The sequence below is a fragment of the Haloarcula onubensis genome (assembly GCF_031624605.1).
Taxonomy (GTDB): domain Archaea; phylum Halobacteriota; class Halobacteria; order Halobacteriales; family Haloarculaceae; genus Haloarcula; species Haloarcula onubensis.
Map to the genome: position 1 here is coordinate 205,752 of NZ_JAMQOS010000005.1, position 22,357 is coordinate 228,108.

The window sequence follows — 22,357 nt, forward strand, 5'->3', positions numbered from 1 at the left end:
TCACTCCTCGTCGGCCACGACGTACGCGCCGAAATCCTCGGCTGTGCCGACCGGCGGCGCGCCGATAGCCAGCCAGACGTGATTCGTCTGGGTGTGGTTACAGAGGTTCCGGACGGTGTCCTCGTGGACGCGGACGACGCCGCCACGGGGCACGTCGTGTACCTCGCCCTCGATGGCTATCTGACCCTCGGTCAGCGCCACGAACACCTCCTCCTGGCCCTCGTGCGTGTGTGGTGTCGTCACCTCGCCGGCGTCGACGACGACCTGATTGAGGCGCATCTCCTCGGCGCCCAGCGGCTCCGTGAGCCGCCGCACTGTCGTTTCGCAGGTCTGGAACCGGTCGTCGGGAACCGCCTCGGGGTCGACGATAGCGTAGCCGTCGCTCATGGCCGGTCGATGCGCGGGGTGGCGGAAATCCGCTGTCGCGGAGTATGACTGGCGTTTATCTTCGGCCGGAGCGGGCTCGCTCTCACATGAAATCCGACAGCCCGGACTGCTGGTCGTCGTCTTCGGCGGCGTCGCTGCCGACGTCTTCCTGGGGCTCGTCGCTGTCGTCGCTCGCCGCCCCGCCCAGCGTCGCCTGCCCGCCGTCGTCGGCCGCCTCGTCGTCCTCCGTCTCCCCTGATTCCACCGCTTCCGTCCCGTCGCCCGCCCCGTTCGCCACGGCGCCCTCGAAGGCCCCGCCGGAGTGTTCGACGGCCGCCGCCGCCCGCAGTTGCTCGGCGTCCTCGACGATTGACTGGACCTTGTTCGTGGACTCCCCGGAGCCGGTGATAAAGGAGACGTGGTCGGCTTCGAGTTCGTAGGTCGCGGCCATCGCGACGGTCAACTCGCGGTTCTTGCAGTGGTGGGTCATGGTCGCGAGGAAGGGCATCACCTCCCGGCGGGCCGTCCGCATGGAGACGCCGTCGATGGTCGCTATCTGCTGGGCGATGTGGTCCCGCGTCGACCGCGCCCCTTTCGAGCGGCCCAGTTTCGACCAGTAGCTGGGCGGGCCGTAGCGCGTCCAGCCGCCCTTCTTCCCGTCGCGGGCGGCGGCGACCCCGGCGGTCATCGCGTCGCCGGCGTAGCGCCAGAACGAGTAGTTCTGCGTCGCCCGGACCCGCCCGAGCCAGCGGTCGGCGTCCGAGAGGGCGTGGTAGGCCCGCGCGAGTTCCGCGCCCTCGTAGTCCTTGGGCATGTTGTCCTCTATCCAGTTGATGAGGTCGTCGGGGGTCTCGTCGACGTCGTAGCTGCCTTTCAGGGCGTCCTCGGCGTCGCCCTCCTTCAGCACCACGTCGAGGTACTCGAAGATGCCCGAGGAGGTGTCGCGCTCGCCCGAGACGTAGTCGTCGGCCTCGATGCGGTCGCGTCCCTCCGCCGTCGCCTGGAGGTCCTTGATAGCACCCCGTAAATCGCCGCTGTTTTGCTCGGCGATGTCCTCGATGGCGGCGTCGGTGTACTCGACGCCTTCCTTCCGGCAGATATCCCGCAGGACGGGGACGATAGAGCGCTTCTGGACCGCGGAGAACTCGATGTCCTCGCAGTTGTTGCGCAGCCCGTTGCTCATCTCGTAGTACTCGTTGGCGATGAGAATCATCGGCTGGCCGGCCTCCTTGACGAGCGAAGTGATAGCGCGGGCGCCGCCGCGGTCGGCGTTGCCGTGGATGTTGTCGGCCTCGTCCATGACGACGAGTCGGCGGCCGCTCCCGCCGGCGGTCAGCGTCCCCGATTTGGCGGCCTCGCCGGCCACCCGCTCGATGACGTCCTTGGTCCGGGAGTCGCTTGCGTTGAGTTCGATGGTCGGCCAGCCCATGTCCGACGCGAGCGCGTGGGCCGCGGAGGTCTTGCCCACGCCGGGCGTCCCGTGGAGGATGACGGCCTGGCGGTGGTCGTCCCACGTGTCGGCCCACTCTCTTAGGCTGTCGCGGGCCTTGTTGTTCCCCCGTACCTCCGAGAGCGTGCTCGGGCGGTACTTCTCGGTCCAGTCCATTGGTCCGTGGTTGGCGCGAGGGTCGTTTAGGGGTTGCGGAGGACCGCCGTCGCGACTCAGTGTGGCCGCCTTCAGACGGAGCTGTCACTGGTGTCACAGGATGTTACCCGCTGGCGCCCCTACCTCGCGGTAGGATGAGTGTCAGCGACCACTGGTACAAGAACAGCGTGCTGTACGCCGTCGACGTCGGTCGGTTCGACGACTCGGACGGCGACGGTATCGGGGACTTCCGGGGGCTGACCCGGCGGCTGAACTACCTCTCCCGACTCGGTGTCGACTGCCTGTGGCTGCTCCCCTTCTACCCCTCGCCGGGCCGGGACAACGGCTACGACGTCAGCGACTACTACGGCATCGACGACCGTCTGGGGACGTTCGGCGACTTCGCCGAGTTCATGGACGAGGCCGAGACCCGGGGGATTCGCGTCATCGTCGACCTCGTGGTGAACCACACTTCCAGACAGCACCCGTGGTTCCAGCGGGCCCGCGAGGACCCCGACTCGAAGTACCGCGACTACTACGTCTGGACGGACGACCCCGACGACGTCGACACCGAGGCCGAACCGATACTGCCGGGCCAGACCGACAGCGTCTGGACGTACGACGACGCCGCCGAGGCCTACTACTTCCACCGCTTCTACGACTTCGAGCCGGGTCTGGACTTCTCGAACCCGGACGTCCGCGAGGAGATACGCGCCATCTTGCGGTTCTGGCTCCGACTGGGCGTCGACGGTTTCCGCCTCGACGCCGCCTCCCACATCGTCCAGCGCAAGGGCCTTCCCTCGACCGAGCCCGACGACCCCCACGGCGTCCTCCGGAACTTCAGCGAGTTCGTCCGGAAACAGCGCGGCGACGCGGTGCTGCTGGGCGAGGCCGACGTCGAGCCCAGCCAACTGGACAGCTTCTTCGGCACCGGCGACGAACTCGACATGCTGTTTAACTTCCTGCTCGACAACTACCTGTTCCTGGCGCTGGCCCGCGAGGACGTCGAACCCGTCATCGAGGGGCTCAGGCTGCTGCCGTCGATACCGTCGAACGGCCAGTGGGTCAACTTCCTGCGGAACCTCGACGAACTCGACCTCGAACGGCTCCTCGAACTGGAGCGAGCGGACGTCTTCGAGGCGTTCGCCCCCGACGAGGACCAGCGCATCTACGGCCGGGGCATCCGGCGCCGGCTGGCGCCGATGCTCGACGGGGACGGGCGCCGGGTGCGAAACGCCTTCAGCCTGCTGTTCTCGTTGCCGGGGACGCCGATGTTGACCTACGGCGACGAGATCGGCATGGGCGAGGACCTCTCGCTGGAGGGGCGGACGGCCGTGCGGACGCCGATGCAGTGGAGCAGCGAGCGCAACGCTGGCTTTTCGACCGCCGACGAGGACGACCTCGTGGCCCCGGTCGTCGACGAGGGGCCGTTCGGCTACGAGGAAGTCAACGTCACCGACCAGCGCGTCGACCCCGATTCGCTGTGCAACTGGGTCCAGCGGCTCGTCCACACGCGCCGGGAGCACCCCGAGATAGGGTGGGGCGAGTTCGTCGTCGTCGCCACGGCCGACCCGGCCGTACTGGTCCACCGCTGCGCCTGGCAGGACGACGCCGTGGTGATGGCCCACAACCTGGCCGAGGAGCCCACCTCGGTCTCTTTCGACCTGGACGGCGACCCGATTCTGTTCGACATCTTCGCGGGCGAAGCCCACGAACCGGACGCCGACGGGGCTACGAGTTCGAACTGAGCGCGTACGACTACCGGTGGTTCCGCGTCGAGAGCACGCTCAGCACACACGGGCGAGAGTGGGCGGATTTCGAGTGACTGCGGCGGGGGCGACGCTCGAACGCGACTCGCTCAGCGGTCGCCGCCTGCCAGCGCCGGCACCACCGCGTCCCCGAACCGCTCGACGAACTGTTCCTGTCGCCGGTTGACGTTGTGCAGGTAGACCCTGTCCACGTCGAGGGCCGCGATGTCGGCCAGCCACGACCGGTGTTCGTCCAGGTCCGCCGACACCTGCACGTTCTGTCGCACCTCGTCGCGACTGACGCTCTCGCCGGCCGTGTCGAACTGCTCGGTCGTCCGGAGGTTCTCGACGACCGGCCCGGCCACGCAGTTCGTCCGCCACTGGTCGTAGGCGCCCGCAAGCGCCGTCTCCTCGTCCGCGTCGTAGGAGAGTTGGGCTTTCACGGCGACGGGTTTGTCGGGGGCGCGGTCGCGGAACGCCCGGACGATGCGCGCCAGACGGTCGACGTCGGGCGTGGCGACGGTCAGCATCCCGTCGGCCCAGTCGGCCAGCCACGCCGCCGTCTCGGTCGACAGCGCGGCCCCGAACACCGGCGGGGGCGTCTCCGGGCGCGTGTACAGCGTGGCTTCCTCGACGGTGACGTGTCCCCGGTGGGTCACCGTCTCACCGCGCCACAGTCGGCGCATCACCGCGACGCTCTCCTCCAGGACGGCGTTTCGCTCCTCTTTCGTCGGCCAGCGCTCGCCGGTGATATGTTCGTTCAGTAGCTCCCCGCTCCCGACGGTGAGCCAGAACCGCTCGGGGTACATCGACCGGAGCGTGGCGGCCGCCTGCGCGACGACGGCCGGGTGGTAGCGATAGCCCGGCGCGTTGACGGTGCCGTAGGTCAGCGATGTCGCCTCCATCGCGCTCCCCAGCCAGGACCAGACGAACCCGGCCTCCCCCTGGCGCTCGCTCCAGGGCTGGAAGTGGTCCGACGCGAGCACGTCGGTAAAGCCCGCCGCCTCCGCCTCGCGCGCACGAGCCACGAGGTCGCCGGGCGCGAACTGTTCGTGGGACGCGTGGTAGCCAAAGTCGGGCATCGAGTCATATTGTATCGCCAATAGGAAAAGGGTGGCCGGGCGACGGTTTATCTCCGATGGCGCGGCCAGTGTCCGTGTGCTCCCACCCTCGCCCCGGCGCTCGACCGACCGCGCACTCTCTCCGGTCGTCGGCGTGGTCCTGCTGGTCGGACTCACACTCGTACTCGCCGCCACCGTCTCGGCGACAGCGGTGGGGCTCACCGACGAACTGACCGGCGCCGCGCCGGTCGTCTCTCAGTCCAGCGGGACCTACGAACGATACGCGGCCGGCGGCGGCCGGTACGACGAGCAGGTCGTCCGCCTCACCCACGAGGGCGGGGACACCCTCACGGTCAGCGACCTCGAACTCGTCGTCGACGCGACGGACGCCTGCGGGCAGACCGGCCGACTGGTGAACCTCCCCATCGAGGGCGACGACCCGCGGCCGACGAGTCGGTACGTCCGCGGCGACGACGTCTTCGACAACGCCGCCAACTCGGTGGAGGGCCCCATCGGCACCGGCGACGTCGACGACGACGGCGAGTGGTCCGCCGGCGAGACCGCCCAGTTCCGCCTGGCGACGCGTGCCTGTCGGCTCGACCCCGGCGACAGCGTCGTCGTCCGACTCGTTCACACGCCCACGGACGCCGTCGTCGTCGACCAGCGAATCAGGGCGTAGCTCCCCCGCTCTCCGGTACGCTTTTGTCCGCGACTGCCCTCGGGTCGGCTAATGGCACGGGGCGTCCGCGACGAACTCGCCGAGAAAATCGCCGGCGAGGTCGCACTCAGCGACGACCCGGGCGCGACGCTCCGGAAGTGGCGGACGGACTTCGACGTGGCCCAGACCGAACTCGCAGACCGACTGGACGTCTCGCCGTCCGTGGTCTCGGACTACGAGAGCGGCCGCCGCGACAACCCTGGTATCGGCGTCGTCCGGCGACTCGTCGGCGCCCTGCTGGACATCGACGAGGACCGCGGCGGCGACCACATCCGCCAGTACGCCCGCGTGCTCTCCTCGGGCTTCGACAGCGAGGTGGTCCACGACCTGCGGGAGTATCCGGCGACCGTGGGCGTCGACCGGGTGTACGACGCCATCGACGCCGAGGAGCTGTATCGCGGCGGGGCCGACACCGTCGCCGGCCACACCGTCATCAACTCCATCGCCGCCATCACCCGCCTCTCCTCGGACCAGTTCCACCAGCTCTACGGCCAGTCGACGAACCGGGCGCTGGTCTTTACCGGCGTCACGCGTGGCGAGTCCCCGCTGGTGGCGATGCGGGTGCTCTCGCCGACGCCCAGCGCCGTCGTGTTGCACGGGCTCGACAGCGACGACATCTGGGAACACGCCCCGGACCTCGCCCGCGTCGACGACGTCTCGCTCGCGGTCACCGACGCCGACCTCGACGTGGTGCTCGAAGGCCTGCGCGGACTGCCCTGAACGGCGCCAGCAAAACAGCGCTCAGTCGATGTACTTGTACGTCCGCTCGCCCATCCGTCCCCAGCCGTCGAAGACGAACTCCGCGCTAGGTTCGGTCAGCGAGTCGGCGTCGGCCTCGGCGTCGTGGTTGTGGACGTCGTGAATCTGCTCGTACTCCTCGAAGCTGAGTTCGTACCGCCTGCGGACCTGCTCGTCGACGTTGAGCTGGGCGATTTCGTCCTCCCAGCCGGGGACGACGGTCTCGGCGTGGACCTCGGCCTGGGCGCCGGAGCCGTAGGAGGCCACGAGCAACTGTCTGCCGTCTAAGTCGCGGCCGTGCTCGCGGGCGTGCTTGAGCCCGGCGGCGCGGGCGATGTGGACCGACCCGGTGTACCAGTTGCCGACGTGACGCGAGAGTTCGAGCGTGGGGTCGATGGTCTCGGCGTACCACGCCTGATAGCGTTCGGTCTCGGTCAGCGCGTCGGTGTACTCCCGGATGGCCTCGTAGAACTCGTCGTCGCTGTCGAAAGCCTCGGGCACCGGCTGATAGCCGATTTCCTCGGCGAGTTCGTCCTCGATTTCCGTATCGCGGATGATGTGCCGGTAGCCCAGCGCGGCGGCCTTCCGGACCATCCCCGGGAACGGCGTGTGGAACGGGATGAGGGGATAGTCCTCGGGGTGAATCTCACCCGCGACCGAGGCGAAGTCGTCGAGCGCCTCGCGCATGCGGGCGAGGTAGACGTTCACCGACCGCTTGCCGTCGACGGAGGGGAACTGCTGGTTCGGCTTGAGGAAGTCGGTCTCGTCGGCGCTCCCGAAGCCCTGCTCGGGCGATAGCTCAACCAGGTCGGGGTCCTCGGCGACCAGCATCGCCACCGCGCCGGCGCCCTGGGTGGCCTCGCCGGGGTCGTCCCGGGCGTAGAGGGCCGTGTCCGTGGCGATGACGATGGCCGCCCGGCCGCGGTTGCGGCCGGCGCGAATCCAGTTGTAGGCGTCGTCTAAGCTCTGGGTCCCGGCGATGCAGGCGAACTTCCGCTCGCCCTTGTTGGCGTGGTGGAAGTCCCCGTCGTACACCTTCTCCAGACAGCCCGCGACGTAGGTAGAGACGGGCTTCGAGTTGTCGAACGAGGACTCCGTGGCCACGTCGATGCGGCCGATGTCCGCCGGTTCGAGCCCCTTGCGCTCCATCAGCCGATGGGCGGCGTTGGCCGCCATGGTCACGATGTCCTCGTGGACGTCCGGGAACGAGGAGGCGTGCAGGCCCAGCCCCTTCGTGTACTTCCCGGGGTCGTCCCCCTGTGCCGGCGCGAACGTCTCCGCGAGGTCCAGTTTCAGCTTTCCCGTCCAGATCTCCATCGCGTCGATGCCGACTGCGGTCATTGCTGGAGGGTCAGCGCGTACGTATAAATGACTGTCGACCACTAGTTCGACAACAGTCGAACTACCCGGACAGCGCCAGGCGGCCGACGGTCGGCGTGGCGGTCGGACTCGGCGCGGCGAGTTCGACTTCGAGACGGTAGCGGCGGCTCTCGCTGACGAGGCCGGTCACGTCGTAGCTCGCACTGCCGTCGAGTGTGACGGTGTCCGACCGCTCCTCGAAGGTCCCGTCGCCGTCGGGGTCCGACAGGACGGTGACCGCCACTGTGGTCCCGGCCGGCCGGGTCGCGCTGACGCTGTCGAGCGAGAGTTCCGAGGGTGAGACGGCGTAGTCGAGCGTCCTGGTTCCGGTCGTGACCGTCCCGCTCCGGCCGGTCTGGTCGAGCCTCGACACCTCGGCGGCCGACAGCGAGCGGTCGTAGACGCGGACTTCGTCTACAGTCCCCGCAAAGCGGTTGTCGGTCTCGCCGTCGGCCGTCTCTCCGCCGATAGAAGCCACGCCGTCGTCGGTGCCCCACGCGCCGCTGTATGTGTCGCTGGCGACGAGGCTCCCGTTGACGTAGATTCGCCGCTCGCCGCTCGACTGGTTCATCACGGCGGCGACGTGGTACCACCGGTCGTTCTCGATGACCCGGCCGGTGTCGAGGCTCACCGTGCCGAGGTTCCGCGAGTAAAAGCGGAGTCGCCCGGTGCCACCGTCTCCGAGCGAGAGGGCATACCCCCCGGTGTTGCCCTCGTCGTCGGCGAATATCCGCTGGCCGTCTTCGGTGTTGTCGGTCGTCCGTATCCACGCCGAGACGGTCAGTTCCCGGTCGAGATTCGGGAAGCCGTCGACGCCGACCCAGCCGGTGTCCGCGAAGCCGTATCCGGTCGTCCCGAGCACGGCCGGGACACCGGACGTGACCGAGTTCGGCGTCCCGTCGTAGCCGTTCCCGCTGGCGTCGGCCGCGCCCGCCCCGTCCAGCGGCCAGTAGCCGACGAGACTGGACCCGCCGCTGTCCGTGGTCGGATAGCCAAGTTGCAGTCGGTCCGCCTGCCGGTCTCCGGCCCCGTCGTGGACGACGCCTGCGGCGCTGGCGCTCCCGTCCCAGTCGGCGGCGGACTCCCACCGGGCGGTCGCCACGTCGCGGGAGAGCGCGCTCGCCGGAATCTCCTGTCTGGCGACGCCGGGGCCCTCGTACTCGACCACGAGCGAGTCGTCGATGGTGTGCTCGAAGAACGTCACCGTAATCGGGTGTCTGCCCGCTTCGAGCGCGATTTCGCCGCCGCGGGTCCGTGCGGCGTGGAGCCCGTCGTTCCGGACGACGAGTTCGTCACCGATGGAGAGCCGACTGCCGTCGTCGGAGGTCGTATAGAAGGTGTAGTTGCCGGTCTCGGGCACCTCGACGTAGCCGGTGTAGCGGAACGCGAAGTTCTCCTCGCGGTGGGTCGGCTCCAGGTCGAACTGGTCGGTCGTCCCGTTGCGGACGATGGCCGACGGCTGGAGGTCGCTCCGGTCGTCCAGCGGGTCGGCCTCGTAGTAGCTGTAGGCCAGCCCCGCCGTCGTGTCGCCCGGGGCCGCGGCGGGTCGGGGCTCGACCGCGGTGACGGTCCGTTCGGCCGTCGCCGTCTCCCCGTCGGCCGTCGTGACGGTGAGCGTCGCGTCGTAGTCGCCGCCGCCGGCGAAGTCGTGCGTGACGGACTGGCCGGTGGCGTCGGTGACGCCGTCGCCGTCGAAGTCCCAGTCGTAGCCGCTGACGCTGCTTCCGGGCGCCGTCGAGGGACTGCCGTCGAACGAACAGGTGAGCGCGTCACAGTCCGCGGTGAAGGCCGCGGTCGGCGTGGCGTTGCGGTAGAGCCGGCTCTCGGGGAGCGACTGGCCGTCGGTGACGCCGGGCCCGCTCCAGCGCACGTCGAGTGCCTCCTGGCCGGTGTGTTCGAAGAACGTGACAGTGATGGCGTGTCGCCCGGGCTGGAGCGCTATCGTTCCCGACGCCTCGGTCGCGCTGTGGAGGCCGCCGTTCTCGACGACCAGCTCCTCGCCGATGTAGAGTCGGCTCCCGTCGTCCGAATCGGTGGTGAACGTGTACTCCCCGCCCTCGGGCACCTCGACGTAGCCGGTGTACCGGAACGCGAAGTTCTCGTCGCGGTCGCGCACGGAGATGTCGAAGCCGTCGACCTCGCCGGCCCGCACCGGCGTCTCGGCCTCGAAGTCCGGCAGGCTCGTGTACGTGCCCTCGTAGTACTCGTAGGCGAGCCCCCCTGTCACGTCGCTCGGGCCGTCGGGCGCCCGACGGTCCGTCACCCGGTAGGTCTCCGACGCGGTGTCGGTCGCCCCGTCGTCGTCCTCGACGGTCAGAGTGACCGTGTAGTTGCCCTCGCTGCCGTAGGTGTGCTCGACCGTCGGGGCCGTCGTCGTCGCAGTCGTCCCGTCGCCGAACTCCCAGCGGTACTCGACGATAGCGCCGTCGTCGTCGCCCGACGCCGACGCGTCGAAGGTCACCGTCTCTCCGGGATCGGGGTCGTCGGGGCTGGCGCTGAAGCGGGCGGTCGGCGGGAGCCCCTCGCCGGGCTCGCCGACGGTGAGTGACTCGCGTACGAGGACGGTGTTCGAGGCGCCGTGGACGACGGTCACCTCGACCCGGGGCCCGACCAGGTCGTGGTCCCGGCGGAACCGCTCGCTGGGCTCGAACTGCCCATCGTCGTCGCCGGAGACGTTGGCGGCGTCGAACCCGTAGCGTTCCGTCGTGGTCTCGCCGCGCGCGATGACCGTCAGTTCCGACTGGGCGACGACGTCGCCACCGCCGTGGGTGATGGTGATATCGTCGGCCGTTATCTCGACGCTGAAATCGACGAGCGGGGCGCTCGCGCTGTCGACATCGTCGGCGACGCCACCGAGTACCGCGGCGCCGCCGACACCGACGGTGACGACGACGACCACCGTCAGCAGGACGACGCCTATCGACTCGGACTGTGCCCGCCCCTCCATCTTGGGTCTACGTGGGGTAACTCCGGATAAGACCGTTGCGGGCGATTACAGAGCGTGAGAACGGCCGACGGGCGACGGGAGGGCGCGCCAGACGGGCCTGCCGACGCCGGCGGTCACGAGACGCTCCCGCGGGCGGGAGTCCCGTTGACATCGACGTTGTTCTCGTTGACGAGCGACCCGTTGTTACCGTTCGTGTTACCCTGATAGAACTCGCCGTTCTGGACGAAGAGGTCGTCGCCGGACGTGTCCGCTACGAAGGCACGGTTGGCGTCGTTCGTGGTCAACACGGCCCGTTCGACGACCATGTCGCCGCTCCGGGTCTCGAGCCGGATGTCTCCCTGGCCGTTGCCGTTCTGGTAGTTGTTCAGGTCCGAATCCGAGATGTCCATGGTGTCCCCGGTGAGCCGTATCGCCTCGTTACTGTCGACGTTGAGACCGGTTCCCGTCAGGGAACCGGCGGTCGCGTCCACGCGCACCGCCCGTCCGTTGCCGTTGCCGTTCTGGTAGTTGTTCACGGTCGCACTGGAGACGTCCACCGTCCCTCCGGTGACGTTGATGTCGTTGAGCGACTGGAACGAGGTGCTGGTACCCGTCAGACTGTCTGTGGCCGTCACGTCGATGCTCCCGGCGCCGTTTGCGTTCTGGTCGTTGTCGAGCGTCGCGGTCGAGACGTCGACGTTCGTCCCGGAGACCACGATATCGTTGTACGAGTCGACCGTGGCGCTGTTCGTCGCGGTCACGTCACCGCCGCTGGCCTCCAGGCGAATCGCACGGCCGTTGCCGTTGCCGTTCTGATAGTTGTCGAGCGTGGCGCCCGACACGGTCACGTCGGTTCCGGTGACGTTGATGTCGTCCAGCGACCGGACCGTCGCGGAGCCGAGGTCGGCCGTTCCGCTACCGGCCGTCACGTCGATGCTTCCGGCGCCGTTTGCGTTCTGGTAGTTGTCGAGCGTCGCGCCGGTCGCCGTGACACCGTCCCCGTCGAGCGTGATGTCGTTCGGCGCCGCCACCTGCAGGTTCGCGGCGCTGAGACTGCCGCCGGTGGCGGTTATCTGGACCGGTTGTCCGTTGCCGTTGCCGTTCCGGTAGTTGTCGACCGAGACACCGCCGACGTCCACCGTGTCACCGGTCGCGGTGATGGCGCCGAGTGACTGTACCTGCGTGCCGTCGAGGGTTAGCTGTCCGGAGCCGGCGTCGAGGGTGACGCTCGAATCGTCGCTGACATCTACCCCGACGAACATCCCGTCTGCCGACCAGTCAATATCGGTGTTCGTGTTGAACGCCCCAACGCTGTCGGGGACGACGAGTCCATTGCCGGCCCCGGCCGAGTAGGTTCCCTGCAGGGTCGACTTGGAGAGTTGCGTGTCGGTTCCAGACTGGTACAGTCCATCCTGGTTCACGTCCTCGTAGGCGAAGCCAGGGTCCCGAGTACCGCCGCCACCGCCACTCCCGACGGACACTGTCTGGGTCGTCGTCGCCGTCGCGCCACGACCATCCGTGACTGTCAGCGTGACTGTGTACGACCCGTCACTGCCGTAGCTATGGCTCACTTGCTCTCCGTTCGCAGTCGTTCCGTCGCCGAAGTCCCACTGGTAGCTCGCTATATCCGAATCGTCCGGGTCGTCCGAACGGTTCGCGTCGAATGTGACGGACTCACCGCTCGTCGGACTATCGGGGCTGTATCGGAACGCCGGGACCGGCGCCTGATTCTGGGCAGTCACCGACGACGTGGTGGCGCCGACGACGTCGACGGCGTCTATCCGCCACTCGTCGTCGGCCGTCGTCTCGCGCTGAACGAAGCGGAGTCGGAAGCCGCTGTGGGACGCGTTTGCAGTGTCCTCGATGACGGTTCGTCGGTACTGGTCGTAGGGGACGCTCCGGTCGCCCTCCTGTGCGGAAATATTGTCGATAGTGACCCACGAGCCGTCGCTGGCCAGGTACTGTACTCGAAGGTTCTCACCGGGTTCCCAGTTGCTCCCGCTGTCGGGCGTGTCCGCGTCGTCATCCGCTGTCGGTTCCCGTGCGACGTAGCTCACGGATATCGTGTCGTAGTTGCCTGTATCGAGCGTGTAATTGAGTTCGACGGCTCTGTCGGCCGTCGTGCTCGCGGGCCCACTGATGTAGGCTACGCGTGACCCCGCCGGAGCAGTCACAGACGACACGACGCCCGAATCGCCCTCACCAGCACTGTTGTTGTACTGCCACCCGTTCGAGACGAGTGCGTTGTTGGGATGCTCGAAGCTCTCGTTGAGCAGTCGGTCGAACGTCGCTGTCGCCTCGTCGCCGGTCCCTCCACTGGCGACGAACACCGATGACCGTCCGTCGGACTGCCACTGCACCACCGTTCCGTTGTACCCGCTCCCGTCCGTCTCACCCACCGTCGGAACGGGACGGACGACCACCCCGTCGCTCACACTGTAATCCAGCGTCGCGTAGGCCACCGTAGTTCCGCTGCCGGTAGCTCGCGCGAGAAACGGTATGGACCGGAGACCGACCGACTCGGTCAGTGGCGAACTCCCGTCGCGGAACACCAACTGTTCGCTGACAATGCGCTGGCTGAACGGCGGTCGTGTCCACGTGACGGCGTACGCGCCCCCGCCGCCACCTGACGGCGCCGTAACGTCGACCGTCATCGAGACGTTCTGTCGTGTCGTGGCATCGAAACTGCCGTCGATGCCGACGTAGCTGAACTGAACCTCCTGTGACCCGGTCCCGCTCGATGGGGCCTCGTACGTGAACGTCACCTGGCCGTCCTCGTCGGGCACCTTCGAGGTCGACCGGAGCGACCCGCTCCCGGCGACCGACGCGTTCACGCGCACGGCCGAGATGTCGTCCGGCGGGTTGTTGAACCGGTCGCGCACTTCGAGCGTCAACTCGGTGGTCTCGCCCTGTGAGACGCTCGCGCCGTCGCCCTCGACGTCGGTCAGGTAGGCGGCGTCCTCGCCGGTCACGCCGGTTCCGACACCGACTTTCGTCAGTTTGAGGGTGTACGTCTGGCCCTGCTGCAGTTCGACGCTGACGTTGTAGAAGCCGTTCCCGCTGGAGGCGTTGGTCACGCTCGTGACGCTGGGCTGGGTGTTCTCCAGGAAGTCCCAGTAGGCCGCCGAGCGGGTAGAGGCGAACGTGATGTTGACCGGCCCGGTGCCGTCGTCCTCGATGCGGACGCGCTCGGTCGAACTGCTGACCGCCCGGACGTCGACCGACGTGGCCTCAGTCGAGGCCCGCGACAGCGTGCCGTTGAGCACCACCAGCGAGATTTCGGTGCCGTCGACGAGCGACTGGTTGGCGAGCGTGATGGTGCCGCTGTCGAAGCGGTTGTAGAGGACGGTGTGTTCGTACGTCGTGGTCGGGGCGCTGGCGTAGACGTTGTAGCTGGGCCGATAGCGGAGGACGCCGGTGGTGTAGCGCTGGCTGTCGTTCCAGAAGTCGCCGGTCTCGCGGGCGCTCTCGCCTGCTGCCTGTGCGTTGGATATCCGCAGACCGACGCTGTCGCTGTCGGTCCCGACCGTCTCCAGCGACCCGCTGGGCGGGCTCGGGTTCCGGGCGACCAGCCGACTCGGATATCTGGTGCCGAGTGCGACGGTCACACTGCGGCGCTCGTCGGACCCGCCGACCGAGACGATGGCGTTGCGGAGGTCCTGTAACTCCGACTGGACCTGCTGGTTGTGGTTGAACTCCACCCCGCGGTTCTGGTCGGGGACGACGAAGGCCTGGTAGCTGGCGAAGGCGATGATGAGGGCTCCGAACAGCAACACGGCGCCGACCTGGATGGACTGTCCCCGCCGGTCCCCGACCAAATCCATGCCGACTACTTGCGTACTACTGCTTAAAAACCTATCCGCCGGCTATCGGACGCGAAAACGACCGGGTCCAGCCAGCGTTCGCCGCGCCGGTTCGAGAGAAAACGGCCGCTCAGTCCTCGTCTTCTTCGACGACTTCCGGGTCCGACAGCGCCGTCTGGAGGCTGTCCAGCCCGTTGACCCACTCGGAGACGAGCCCGTATTCGAGCTCCTCGACGACGTCCATCGGGAGTTCGTCCCCGTCGATGATGCGCGTGCCCGCCTGCACGCAGTAGCCCAGCGCGGCGTCTAAGTCCTCCTCGGCCTCGGCGTCGGCGGCCGCGCCGACGTAGTCCGGGACGGTCGCCTCGCTCGCGACGCCCTCGGCGGTGTACTCCTCGGCGGCGTAGAAGACACAGACCAGCGAGGTCTGCACGCCGTCGATGAGCATCAGCGTCTCCTCGTCGTCGATGTCGATATCGTCGAGAACTATCTCGCGGACCCCCGCCAGCTCGGACAGCGCCGTCTCCTCGTCTATGTCGCCGTCCTCGTAGTCGGTGAGTATCTTCGCGACCGCGATGGCGGCGTCGTCCTGCAGGTTCAACAGGAGTCGCGCGGAGTCCTCGTCTTCGGGGTCTATCCCCTCGTTTTCGATGCGGTCGAGCCAGTTCTGCCAGCGTTCGTCTGTGTAGTACTCCCCCGGCGGCGTGCTCATATCACCTCGTACGTGCGCCTGGGGATAATAGCTTCGACAGCCACTGGCGCCGGAGCCCAGCGTGGTAACCGCACGACGGGAGCCCTGCTTTCCGGCTCAGGCACTACGGGGTCGACGGCGATATTTATCAGCTCGGAGATGGTATGGTACGGTATGGCACACGGCGGCTCCGCCGCCCGGCCGACCGGCCGCCTCGACCCGGCGCTCGTCGGTACAGTCCTGCTACGACTGGGGCTCGGTATCGTCGCGCTGACCGTGCCGGTCGCCGCGGGCGCGCTCGCCGGACTGCTCGCCACGGCCGCCTCGCCCGCGGGCGGCGTCGCGCTCGCGATGCGGGCCATGGATGCCCCGCTGCTTGGCGGCGTCGGACTGGCCTGGCTCGTCCACGTCGCGACGCTCACGGCGCTGTGTGGCTGCTGGCTGCTCGGTGCCGGACTCCTGCTCGCGGGGCTCTACGGCTAGTCCTCAGACTGGATACCGCGCGGCGTCTCGGTGGCGGCGGCCTCCTCCCGCATGGTGAGCGTGCGCTGGGGGAAGGGAATGTCGATGCCCGCCTCGTCGAACGCGGCCTTCACCGCTCGCACCACGGCCGAGACGGCCCGCCACTTGCGGGGCGGCGTCGGGTGGTCTATCCAGAAGCGCAGTTCCAGCACCACGGCGGAGTCGCCGAAGGCCTTCGGGACGACCTGTGGCGGCGGTGAGTCGACGACGTCGGTGACGTCCATCATCGCCTCGCGCGCCAGTTCTTTGGCCGCGTCAACGTCCACCTCGTAGTCCACGCCGACGTCGAGCGTCAGGCGCAGGAGCCCCTTCCGGCTTCGGTTGGTGATGGCGCTGTCGCTCACCCTGTCGTTCGGGATGACGACGAACTCCCCGTCGAAGTTCTCCAGGCGCGTGTTGAAGATGGTGATGTCGGTGACGATGCCCTCCTGGTCGCCGATGACGACCCAGTCGCCGATGGTGAACGGTCGCGAGAACATCAGGACGAAGCCGGCGATGAGCGACCCAAGCGTCTGTCGCGCGGCGAAGCCGACGACGATACCGAGGAAGCCGGCCCCGACGAGCAGGCCGCCGATGTTGACGCTCCAGACCGCGAAGATGGTCGCGCCGACGGTGACGAAGATGGTTACCTGGCCGATGCGGAGGAGAATCTCCTCCTGGTGTTCGGTGAAGTCGGCGACCGCCGTGGAGAAGCGGTCTATCCACCGCTGGAGCTGGTCCGACGCGACGAACGCCAGCATGACGAGGACGATGGTCTGTATCGTCGGGACGAGCGTCGGGTCTCTGTCCGCCAGAAACGGCCGGAGCGCCGCGGTCACGTCCGCGACGCCCCAGACGACGAGAAAAGAGAGGACGACGATGGCGAGTACCGTCACCTGCGTGGTCCGCAGGAGCAGTCCGCGAAACGTCGTCGGGGTGTAGGCGGCCAGCGTCTGCAACACGTTGCCCGACTCCTCGGCGCCCATCCGCTCGATGGCGACGGCGCGGAGCCGTGAGAGCACCGCCGGAACGACGACGACGGTGACGACGAGGACGGTGAGAAGGAGGGCCGTCGCGACGACGCGGCCCTGGCTGACAGCCAGTCCCTCGAGTGTCTCCTGGAACGCCCTGATCAGGTCCAGCAACCCCTCGTTTGCGCCGGTCGCGGCCGTCTCCGTCTGCTGCACACTCCTCTGTCACTCGCCGACGGACTTGGTTCTTCGTCTTTGGATAACCGAGCGAGGTGCGCCGAAAAACCGGCCGTGCCGTCCGCTCAGACGCCCCGTCCCTGCAACTTCTCTTCCTCGGGGAGGTCGGCGTTCGCGTCGCCTTTCATCCCCTTGCCGACGTTCTTGGATATCTCGGTCAGCTTCTCGGCGTCGTCCCAGTTGTTCACCGCTTCGACGATGGCGGTGCCCATCGCTTCCGGGTCCTCCGCGCCGAAGATGCCCGAGCCGACGAAGATGCCGTCACAGCCGTGGTGCATCATGAGCGCGGCGTCGGCCGGCGTCGCGATGCCGCCGGCGGCGAAGTTGACGACGGGCAGGCGACCCATGTCCGCCGTCTCGTGGACGAGGTCGGCGGGGGCCTCGTGCTCGCGGGCCCACTTCTCGCGTTCCTCGTAGCTCATCCCCTCCAGTTTGCGAATCGACCCCTTGATGTTGCGCTGGTGGTGGACGGCCTGGTTCACGTCGCCGGTGCCGGCCTCGCCCTTGGTCCGAATCATCGCCGCGCCCTCGTCGATGCGGCGCAGGGCCTCCTGCAGGTTGCGCGCCCCACAGACAAAGGGCGCGGTGAAGTCGCGCTTGTCGATGTGGTAGCGGTCGTCGGCGGGGGTCAGCACCTCGCTCTCGTCGAGCATGTCCGCGCCCGCCGCCTCCAGAATCTCGGCCTCCTTCCGGTGGCCGATACGGGCCTTGCCCATCACCGGGATGGACACCTCGTCGATGACCGACTCCAGCGAGGCGGGGTCGGCCATCCGCGCGACGCCCCCTCGCTTGCGGATGTCGGCCGGCACCGCTTCGAGGTTCATGACGGCGACCGCGCCGACGTCCTCGGCGATACGGGCCTGTTCGGCCGTGACGACGTCCATGATGACGCCGCCTTTCTGCATCTTCGCGAAGCCGCGCTTGACCAGGTCAGTGCCGCGGCGGAGTTCCTCTAAATCGGTAGCTTCAGCCATTACGCCGGGCTTAGGACTGGATTCACTTAACCCGTGTCCTTCCGCCCCTAGACGTGGATTCTGTGGGTAACGCTGTCGCCGCCGTCCGCTGACCGGACTCGAATCTTGCCGGTGGCACCTTGGCCCGCGATACGGCGACGCCCACGCCCGCCCCACACAACCGCTATCGGTTTACGAGCGGAACACACACGGGCTGGTATGTCGGCCGTGAACCGGGTGGGGCGTCGAATCGAGTCGCTCGTGGCCCGGTACTTCGACGGGTCGCTACCGCCGACCGAGGGGTTGCCCCGCTACGTCGCGCCGCTGCCCGAGTGGCTCGAAAACGTCGGCCTCCGCCTCGCGTGGCCCATCGCCATCGTCAACCTCGTCGGGACGCTGTTTGGCTTCTGGTACTACGCCGGGCAGCCGACCGACCTCGCCCCGCCGCTGCTGGGCGGGCAACTGGGCGCCGCGCCGCCGCTGGCCTATCCGCTGATTCCGGACTCGCCCGTCGCGACGCTGTTCATCGGGCTATCCTTCGCCGCGTGGAAACTCGACTGGGACGCCCAGTGGCTCCACGCGCTGGCCTTTTTCGGCTGCATCAAACTGGGCCTGTGGACCCCGTACGTCCAGTTGTTCATCAACGGCAGCGAGGGTATCGCGCCGTGGCTCTACTGGTTCCTCATCTTCTCGCACGTGGCGATGGCCGTCGAGGCGTTTCTCATCCACCGCTACGCGACGTTCTCGGTTCCGGCCGTCGCCGTCGCCGTCTTCTGGTACGGCTTCAACGACGTCGTCGACTACTTCGTGCCCGTGCTGGACGGCCCCCACCACACCTGGCTGCGGGGCGAGCCACTGCTCACGTACTGGGAGTTCGACCACACCGTCCTGGCCCACGACCTCGCGGCGGGCTGGGCGGTCACGCTGACGATTCTGGCGACCTTTCTGGCGCTGGCGACGCGCGCGGAGAAGCTGAAACGGCGGTGAGGGGCCGGGTGGTGGCGTCAGCGGGGACGACTGTCGGCAGGGGAGAGGCGTCAGGAGGGCGGGCTGGTGGAGGTGTGCGTCAGCGGGGGAGGGAAGCCGGTCACCGCCGTTCGACGGGCGTCCACTCGCGGTCGGTCTCGCCGACGTACCGCGAGACGGGTCTGACCAGCCGGTTGTCGGCCAGTTGTTCGAGGCAGTGGGCCATCCAGCCGCCCGAGCGGGCGACGGCGAACGTCGGGGTGAACAGTTCGCGCGGGACCCCGACGCCGTGGAGCAGGGCGGCGGTGTAGAACTCCACGTTCGTCGCCAGCCGCCGGTCGGGCTTGTGCTCGGCGAGGAGGTCCAGCGCCACCGACTCGAACTGCTCGACGGTGTCGTAGAACGCCCGCTCGCCGGCCGCGCCGTAGAACCGCTCGGCAGCGGTCGAGAGCACCGCGGCGCGTGGGTCGCGCACCCGGTACACTCGGTGACCGAAGCCCATCAGTCGCTCTCCGGCGTCGAGCGTCTCACGGACGTACGCCGCCGGGTCGCCCGTCTCGTGGACCGTCCGCAACATCTCCAGGACCGGTCCCGGCGCGCCGCCGTGGAGCGGCCCCTTCAGCGCGCCGACGGCCGCCGTGGCCGCCGAGACGAGGTCGGACTCCGTCGAGACCACGGTCCGGGCGGTGAACGTCGAGGCGTTCAGGCCGTGGTCGACGACGGTGTTCAGATAGGTCTCCAGGCCCCGGACGGCGTGGTCGTCCGGCGTCTCGCCGGTGAGCATCGCGAGGTAGTTCGCGGCGTGGCCGAGGTCCGGGTCGGGGTCGACCGGCGACTCGCCCTCGCGGTAGCGCCAGTAGGCGGCGACGATAGTCGGGACGACGGCGACGACGCGCTTGGCCGCCGCGCGGTGGTCGCCGGTGTCGGCGTCGAGACTCGCCGCCGCCAGCCCCATCCGCAGGGCGTCCATCGCCGACTCGCCGTCGGCGGCGGCGCGGCGAACGACGGCGTGGGCCGCCTCACAGAGGTCACGCCGGGCGGCCAGGTCCGCGCGAAAGCCCGCGAGTTCGTCGGCCGTCGGCAGTCGGTCCTCCAGCATCAGGAAGAGCGTCTCCTCGTAGCTGGCGTTCGTCGCCAGCGTCTCGACGGGGAACCCGCCGACGACGAGCTCGCCGGCCTCGCCGTCGATGTCGCTCAGCCGCGTCTCGGCGACGGTGACACCCTCCAGTCCGGACCGAAGCTGTTGTCGGGGCATACCGTACACAGGCGCCAGCGACCCCTAAACGCTCGGAGAACTGCGCTTCTGTAGCATTCGTGACGTGTCTGTGGACGGGGCGTCCAGACCGGACTCCGGGCGGTCCGGCGCCGACGCGTCGTCGATGGAGAACGCGCGTTCTCCACTCACGGCCCCGCTGTTCACTCTCCGGGCAGGAGGTCACCGGTCACGACGTCGTCGACGACGCGCTGGCCGGCCGCGCTGAGGGCGTACCCCCCGTCGCGGCTATCGACGAAGGTGCCACGGAGCTGTCGCAGGTGGTAGTTGAACCGCCCGTTGTCGTCGATGGACGTGGCGGCCAGCAGTGTCGAGTACTCGACCGGGGTCGCCGCGTCGGCGAGCGCGAGCAGTATCTCCAGGCGCGCCGGCTCGGAGAGGGTCGACAGCCGCTCGGCCACCGGCCCGACCGCCGCGCGACGCGACGCCGCCGAGTCGGTGCCCCGCTCCTCGACGGGCGTCCACGAGCGCCCGGTCTCGCCGACGTAGCGCGCGACCGGCCGGACCAGTTCGTTGTTCGCCCGCTGTTCGAGGCAGTGGGCCATCCAGCCGCCGACGCGGGCGACGGCGAAGGTCGGCGTGAACAGCGCCGGCGGGACGCCTACGCTGTACAGCAGCGCCGCGGCGTAGAACTCGACGGTCGGGGCGCTACGCCGCTGCTGGCGCTCGGAAAGCGCGGCCGTCCCGGCGGTCTCGAGCTCTCTGACCGTCGCCCGGAAGGCGTCGCTCGTCGCGCCGGGCAGCGCCTCCAGCGCCGCCGAGAGCACGGCCGCCCGCGGGTCCCGAACGTCGTAGAGCCGGTGGCCGAAGCCGGGGAGCCACCCCGCCGAATCGAGTCGCGCCTCGACCACCGCCGCCACGTCGTCGGCCTCGTGGGCCGCCCGGAGCAGGTCGAAGACGCGCTGGAGATTGCCGCCGTGGCGTCGCCCCTTCAGCGCGCCGACGGCCGCCGTGGCCGCCGAGACGAGGTCGGACTCCGTCGAGACCACGGTCCGGGCGGTGAACGTCGAGGGGTTCAGCCCGTGGTCGACCATCGTCGTCAGGAACGTCTCCAGTGCCCGTCGCTGGGCCGCCGTCGGTTCCTCGCCCGTCACCACGTATCGGTAGTTCGCGGCGTGGCCGAGGTCCGGGTCCGGCGCGACCGGCGACTCGCCCTCCCGATAGCGCCAGTGGGCGGCGACGATAGTCGGCACGACGGCGACGACGCGTCGGGCGACGGCGCGGGGGGCCGCGTCCCCGAGACCGAGCGAGGCGGCGGCCAGCCCCATCCGCAGCGCGTCCATCGGGTCGGCGTCCTCGGCCGCCGCGGCCCGGAGCACCGGGCCGACGCCGTCCGGCAGTGCGCGGGCGTCGGCCAGCGACGACCGGAACGCTCGCAGTTCGTCGGCCGGCGGCAGCCGCCCGGTCAGCAACAGCGACACCGCCTCCTCGTAGGTCGCGTTGGCCGCAAGCTCCGCGATGGGGTACCCCCTGACGACGAGTTCGCCGGCGTCGCCGTCCACGTCGCTGAGTTCGGTCTCCGCGACCGTTATCGCCTCCAGTCCGGGGTCGAAGACCGAGTGTGTCACGTCCGCTGATGGGCAGGTGCGGTGTTAGCTGTTTTCCCGTCGCGGGGCCGCCGTCAGAGACACGCCCGGCTCAGAGCCTCGGCACGCGCTCGTCGAGGACCCCGACGACCCGCTCGCTGTCGTCGATTCGTGCCCGGTCGTAGACGAGGTCGGGTCCGAACTCCGTCGCAATCGTGACCCGGTCGTCGGTCGCCTCGTAGCCGTAGACCCGCGTCCAGGGGGTCTGGGTCAGGTCGAACGGAACTCGCCAGCAGACGTATCGCGTGGTGACCAGTCCCGCGTCGGTCAGCCGTACCCGCGAGCGCGCCCCGGGGAGGAAGACGGCCAGAAAGAGCCCGCCGAAGAGCCAGCTCGAGGGGTCCGACAGGACGGCCGCCCGGACGAAGAGACCGGTGACGACGACGAGGGCGGCCACGTCGACGAGGCGTTCGAGTTGCCGCCGTCGGGCGTCGGTGACGCCCCTGCCGTCCGTCGTCCACGGGAGCACGGCCAGCGTCTCCGAGCGCCCGTCGCCGTCAGCCACCCCGGCGGCGCCGTCGCCCCTCACCATCACGGCCCAGCCGACGACGGCGAGGAAGACGCTGCCGATGGTGAACTGGTAGCGGGTGCCGGCGCCGCTTTGGACCCCCGTCCACGTGACCCAGAGCCCGAGTGCCAGCACCGCGAGGCCGGTCGCCCGCGAGGCCACGCGCCGGGCCAGCAGTCGGGTGCGAGTGACCGCCAGCCCGCCCGCGACGATACCCAGACAGAGCCCCGCGACGGCGACGGCGGCGCCGGCGGCGAGAGGGCGGCCGGCCACCAGCGCCGCGGCGCCTGCGACCCCGGCGACGTAGGCCCCACTCCCCAGCGCGGCCGGTGGGTTCCCGTGCATGGCTGGTGGCTCACTGCGGCGG

General features: G+C 68.9%; 17 protein-coding genes. 5 read left to right on the forward strand and 12 right to left on the reverse strand.

All coding sequences use genetic code 11. The features are described from left to right. Both NDI86_RS15655 and NDI86_RS15660 read right to left on the reverse strand, forming a co-directional pair. Positions 1-387 carry a hypothetical protein gene (locus NDI86_RS15655; RefSeq protein WP_310901376.1) on the reverse strand — a complete coding sequence of 129 codons (387 nt, stop codon included), beginning with the start codon at positions 385-387 and terminating at the stop codon, positions 1-3. 82 nt (positions 388-469) lie between these two features. After that, on the reverse strand, positions 470-1,972 hold the full coding sequence (locus NDI86_RS15660) for a replication factor C large subunit (RefSeq protein ID WP_310901377.1): 1,503 nt from the start codon (positions 1,970-1,972) through the stop codon (positions 470-472). A gap of 134 nt (positions 1,973-2,106) precedes the next feature. Between NDI86_RS15660 and NDI86_RS15665 the strand changes: the two genes are divergently transcribed. Beyond that, positions 2,107-3,699 carry an alpha-amylase family protein gene (locus tag NDI86_RS15665; protein WP_310901378.1) on the forward strand — a complete coding sequence of 531 codons (1,593 nt, stop codon included), beginning with the start codon at positions 2,107-2,109 and terminating at the stop codon, positions 3,697-3,699. A gap of 110 nt (positions 3,700-3,809) precedes the next feature. Here NDI86_RS15665 and NDI86_RS15670 read toward each other — a convergent pair whose 3' ends face one another. Beyond that, entirely contained in the window at positions 3,810-4,781 is a 972-nt protein-coding gene (locus tag NDI86_RS15670; protein WP_310901379.1) for a TIGR03885 family FMN-dependent LLM class oxidoreductase, read from the reverse strand. Positions 4,782-4,857: 76 nt separating this feature from the next. Here NDI86_RS15670 and NDI86_RS15675 point away from each other — a divergent pair, with 76 nt between their 5' ends. Further along, positions 4,858-5,439: a type IV pilin domain-containing protein gene (locus NDI86_RS15675; RefSeq protein ID WP_310901380.1), complete on the forward strand. Its 582-nt coding sequence runs from the start codon at positions 4,858-4,860 to the stop codon at positions 5,437-5,439. A 51-nt stretch (positions 5,440-5,490) separates the two neighbouring features. Continuing rightward, the gene (locus NDI86_RS15680; RefSeq protein ID WP_310901381.1) at positions 5,491-6,198 is read left to right on the forward strand and encodes a helix-turn-helix domain-containing protein; all 708 of its coding nucleotides are present in this window, start codon (positions 5,491-5,493) and stop codon (positions 6,196-6,198) included. Positions 6,199-6,219: 21 nt separating this feature from the next. Here the strand turns inward: NDI86_RS15680 and hmgB are convergent, their stop codons facing one another. From hmgB to NDI86_RS15700, 4 genes are all read right to left on the reverse strand, one after another. After that, positions 6,220-7,557, reverse strand: coding sequence for a hydroxymethylglutaryl-CoA synthase (gene hmgB, locus NDI86_RS15685; protein WP_310901382.1), 1,338 nt, complete (start codon positions 7,555-7,557; stop codon positions 6,220-6,222). 61 nt (positions 7,558-7,618) lie between these two features. After that, complete coding sequence (locus NDI86_RS15690) at positions 7,619-10,522, reverse strand: PA14 domain-containing protein (RefSeq protein ID WP_310901383.1); 2,904 nt, start codon at positions 10,520-10,522, stop codon at positions 7,619-7,621. Positions 10,523-10,635: 113 nt separating this feature from the next. Then, entirely contained in the window at positions 10,636-14,325 is a 3,690-nt protein-coding gene (locus NDI86_RS15695) for a PKD domain-containing protein (protein WP_310901384.1), read from the reverse strand. A gap of 109 nt (positions 14,326-14,434) precedes the next feature. Continuing rightward, entirely contained in the window at positions 14,435-15,016 is a 582-nt protein-coding gene (locus NDI86_RS15700) for a DUF2150 family protein (RefSeq protein WP_310901385.1), read from the reverse strand. Between the two features lie 153 nt (positions 15,017-15,169). Here NDI86_RS15700 and NDI86_RS15705 point away from each other — a divergent pair, with 153 nt between their 5' ends. After that, positions 15,170-15,478, forward strand: coding sequence for a hypothetical protein (locus NDI86_RS15705; protein ID WP_310901386.1), 309 nt, complete (start codon positions 15,170-15,172; stop codon positions 15,476-15,478). Here NDI86_RS15705 and NDI86_RS15710 read toward each other — a convergent pair. After that, positions 15,475-16,683, reverse strand: a complete 1,209-nt coding sequence (locus tag NDI86_RS15710; protein ID WP_310901387.1) for a mechanosensitive ion channel family protein — start codon at positions 16,681-16,683, stop codon at positions 15,475-15,477. The genes NDI86_RS15705 and NDI86_RS15710 overlap by 4 nt on opposite strands. An 86-nt stretch (positions 16,684-16,769) precedes the next feature. Beyond that, on the reverse strand, positions 16,770-17,678 hold the full coding sequence (pdxS, locus tag NDI86_RS15715; RefSeq protein WP_310901388.1) for a pyridoxal 5'-phosphate synthase lyase subunit PdxS: 909 nt from the start codon (positions 17,676-17,678) through the stop codon (positions 16,770-16,772). Between the two features lie 198 nt (positions 17,679-17,876). Here pdxS and NDI86_RS15720 point away from each other — a divergent pair, with 198 nt between their 5' ends. Further along, entirely contained in the window at positions 17,877-18,644 is a 768-nt protein-coding gene (locus NDI86_RS15720) for a DUF1405 domain-containing protein (RefSeq protein WP_310901389.1), read from the forward strand. A 100-nt stretch (positions 18,645-18,744) separates the two neighbouring features. On the opposite strand, the gene NDI86_RS15725 is transcribed toward NDI86_RS15720, so the two are convergent. The 3 genes from NDI86_RS15725 to NDI86_RS15735 all read right to left on the reverse strand — a co-directional run bounded on the left by NDI86_RS15725 (position 18,745) and on the right by NDI86_RS15735 (position 22,335). Beyond that, positions 18,745-19,878, reverse strand: coding sequence for a citrate synthase (locus NDI86_RS15725; protein WP_310901390.1), 1,134 nt, complete (start codon positions 19,876-19,878; stop codon positions 18,745-18,747). A 161-nt stretch (positions 19,879-20,039) separates the two neighbouring features. After that, positions 20,040-21,464, reverse strand: coding sequence for a citrate/2-methylcitrate synthase (locus tag NDI86_RS15730; protein ID WP_310901391.1), 1,425 nt, complete (start codon positions 21,462-21,464; stop codon positions 20,040-20,042). Between the two features lie 70 nt (positions 21,465-21,534). Next, positions 21,535-22,335, reverse strand: a complete 801-nt coding sequence (locus tag NDI86_RS15735) for a hypothetical protein (RefSeq protein ID WP_310901392.1) — start codon at positions 22,333-22,335, stop codon at positions 21,535-21,537. Positions 22,336-22,357 lie beyond the last annotated feature (22 nt).

What these genes read in the sequence shown, in the direction of transcription:
- NDI86_RS15720 (WP_310901389.1), top strand. Translation starts at nt 17,877, where the DNA reads ATGTCGGCCGTGAACCGGGTGGGGCGTCGAATCGAGTCGCTCGTGGCC.
- NDI86_RS15680 (WP_310901381.1), top strand. Translation starts at nt 5,491, where the DNA reads ATGGCACGGGGCGTCCGCGACGAACTCGCCGAGAAAATCGCCGGCGAG.
- NDI86_RS15670 (WP_310901379.1), bottom strand. Translation starts at nt 4,781, where the DNA reads ATGCCCGACTTTGGCTACCACGCGTCCCACGAACAGTTCGCGCCCGGC.
- NDI86_RS15690 (WP_310901383.1), bottom strand. Translation starts at nt 10,522, where the DNA reads ATGGAGGGGCGGGCACAGTCCGAGTCGATAGGCGTCGTCCTGCTGACG.
- NDI86_RS15655 (WP_310901376.1), bottom strand. Translation starts at nt 387, where the DNA reads ATGAGCGACGGCTACGCTATCGTCGACCCCGAGGCGGTTCCCGACGAC.
- NDI86_RS15735 (WP_310901392.1), bottom strand. Translation starts at nt 22,335, where the DNA reads ATGCACGGGAACCCACCGGCCGCGCTGGGGAGTGGGGCCTACGTCGCC.
- NDI86_RS15695 (WP_310901384.1), bottom strand. Translation starts at nt 14,325, where the DNA reads ATGGATTTGGTCGGGGACCGGCGGGGACAGTCCATCCAGGTCGGCGCC.
- NDI86_RS15660 (WP_310901377.1), bottom strand. Translation starts at nt 1,972, where the DNA reads ATGGACTGGACCGAGAAGTACCGCCCGAGCACGCTCTCGGAGGTACGG.
- NDI86_RS15700 (WP_310901385.1), bottom strand. Translation starts at nt 15,016, where the DNA reads ATGAGCACGCCGCCGGGGGAGTACTACACAGACGAACGCTGGCAGAAC.
- pdxS (WP_310901388.1), bottom strand. Translation starts at nt 17,678, where the DNA reads ATGGCTGAAGCTACCGATTTAGAGGAACTCCGCCGCGGCACTGACCTG.
- NDI86_RS15705 (WP_310901386.1), top strand. Translation starts at nt 15,170, where the DNA reads ATGGCACACGGCGGCTCCGCCGCCCGGCCGACCGGCCGCCTCGACCCG.
- NDI86_RS15725 (WP_310901390.1), bottom strand. Translation starts at nt 19,878, where the DNA reads ATGCCCCGACAACAGCTTCGGTCCGGACTGGAGGGTGTCACCGTCGCC.
- NDI86_RS15665 (WP_310901378.1), top strand. Translation starts at nt 2,107, where the DNA reads ATGAGTGTCAGCGACCACTGGTACAAGAACAGCGTGCTGTACGCCGTC.
- hmgB (WP_310901382.1), bottom strand. Translation starts at nt 7,557, where the DNA reads ATGACCGCAGTCGGCATCGACGCGATGGAGATCTGGACGGGAAAGCTG.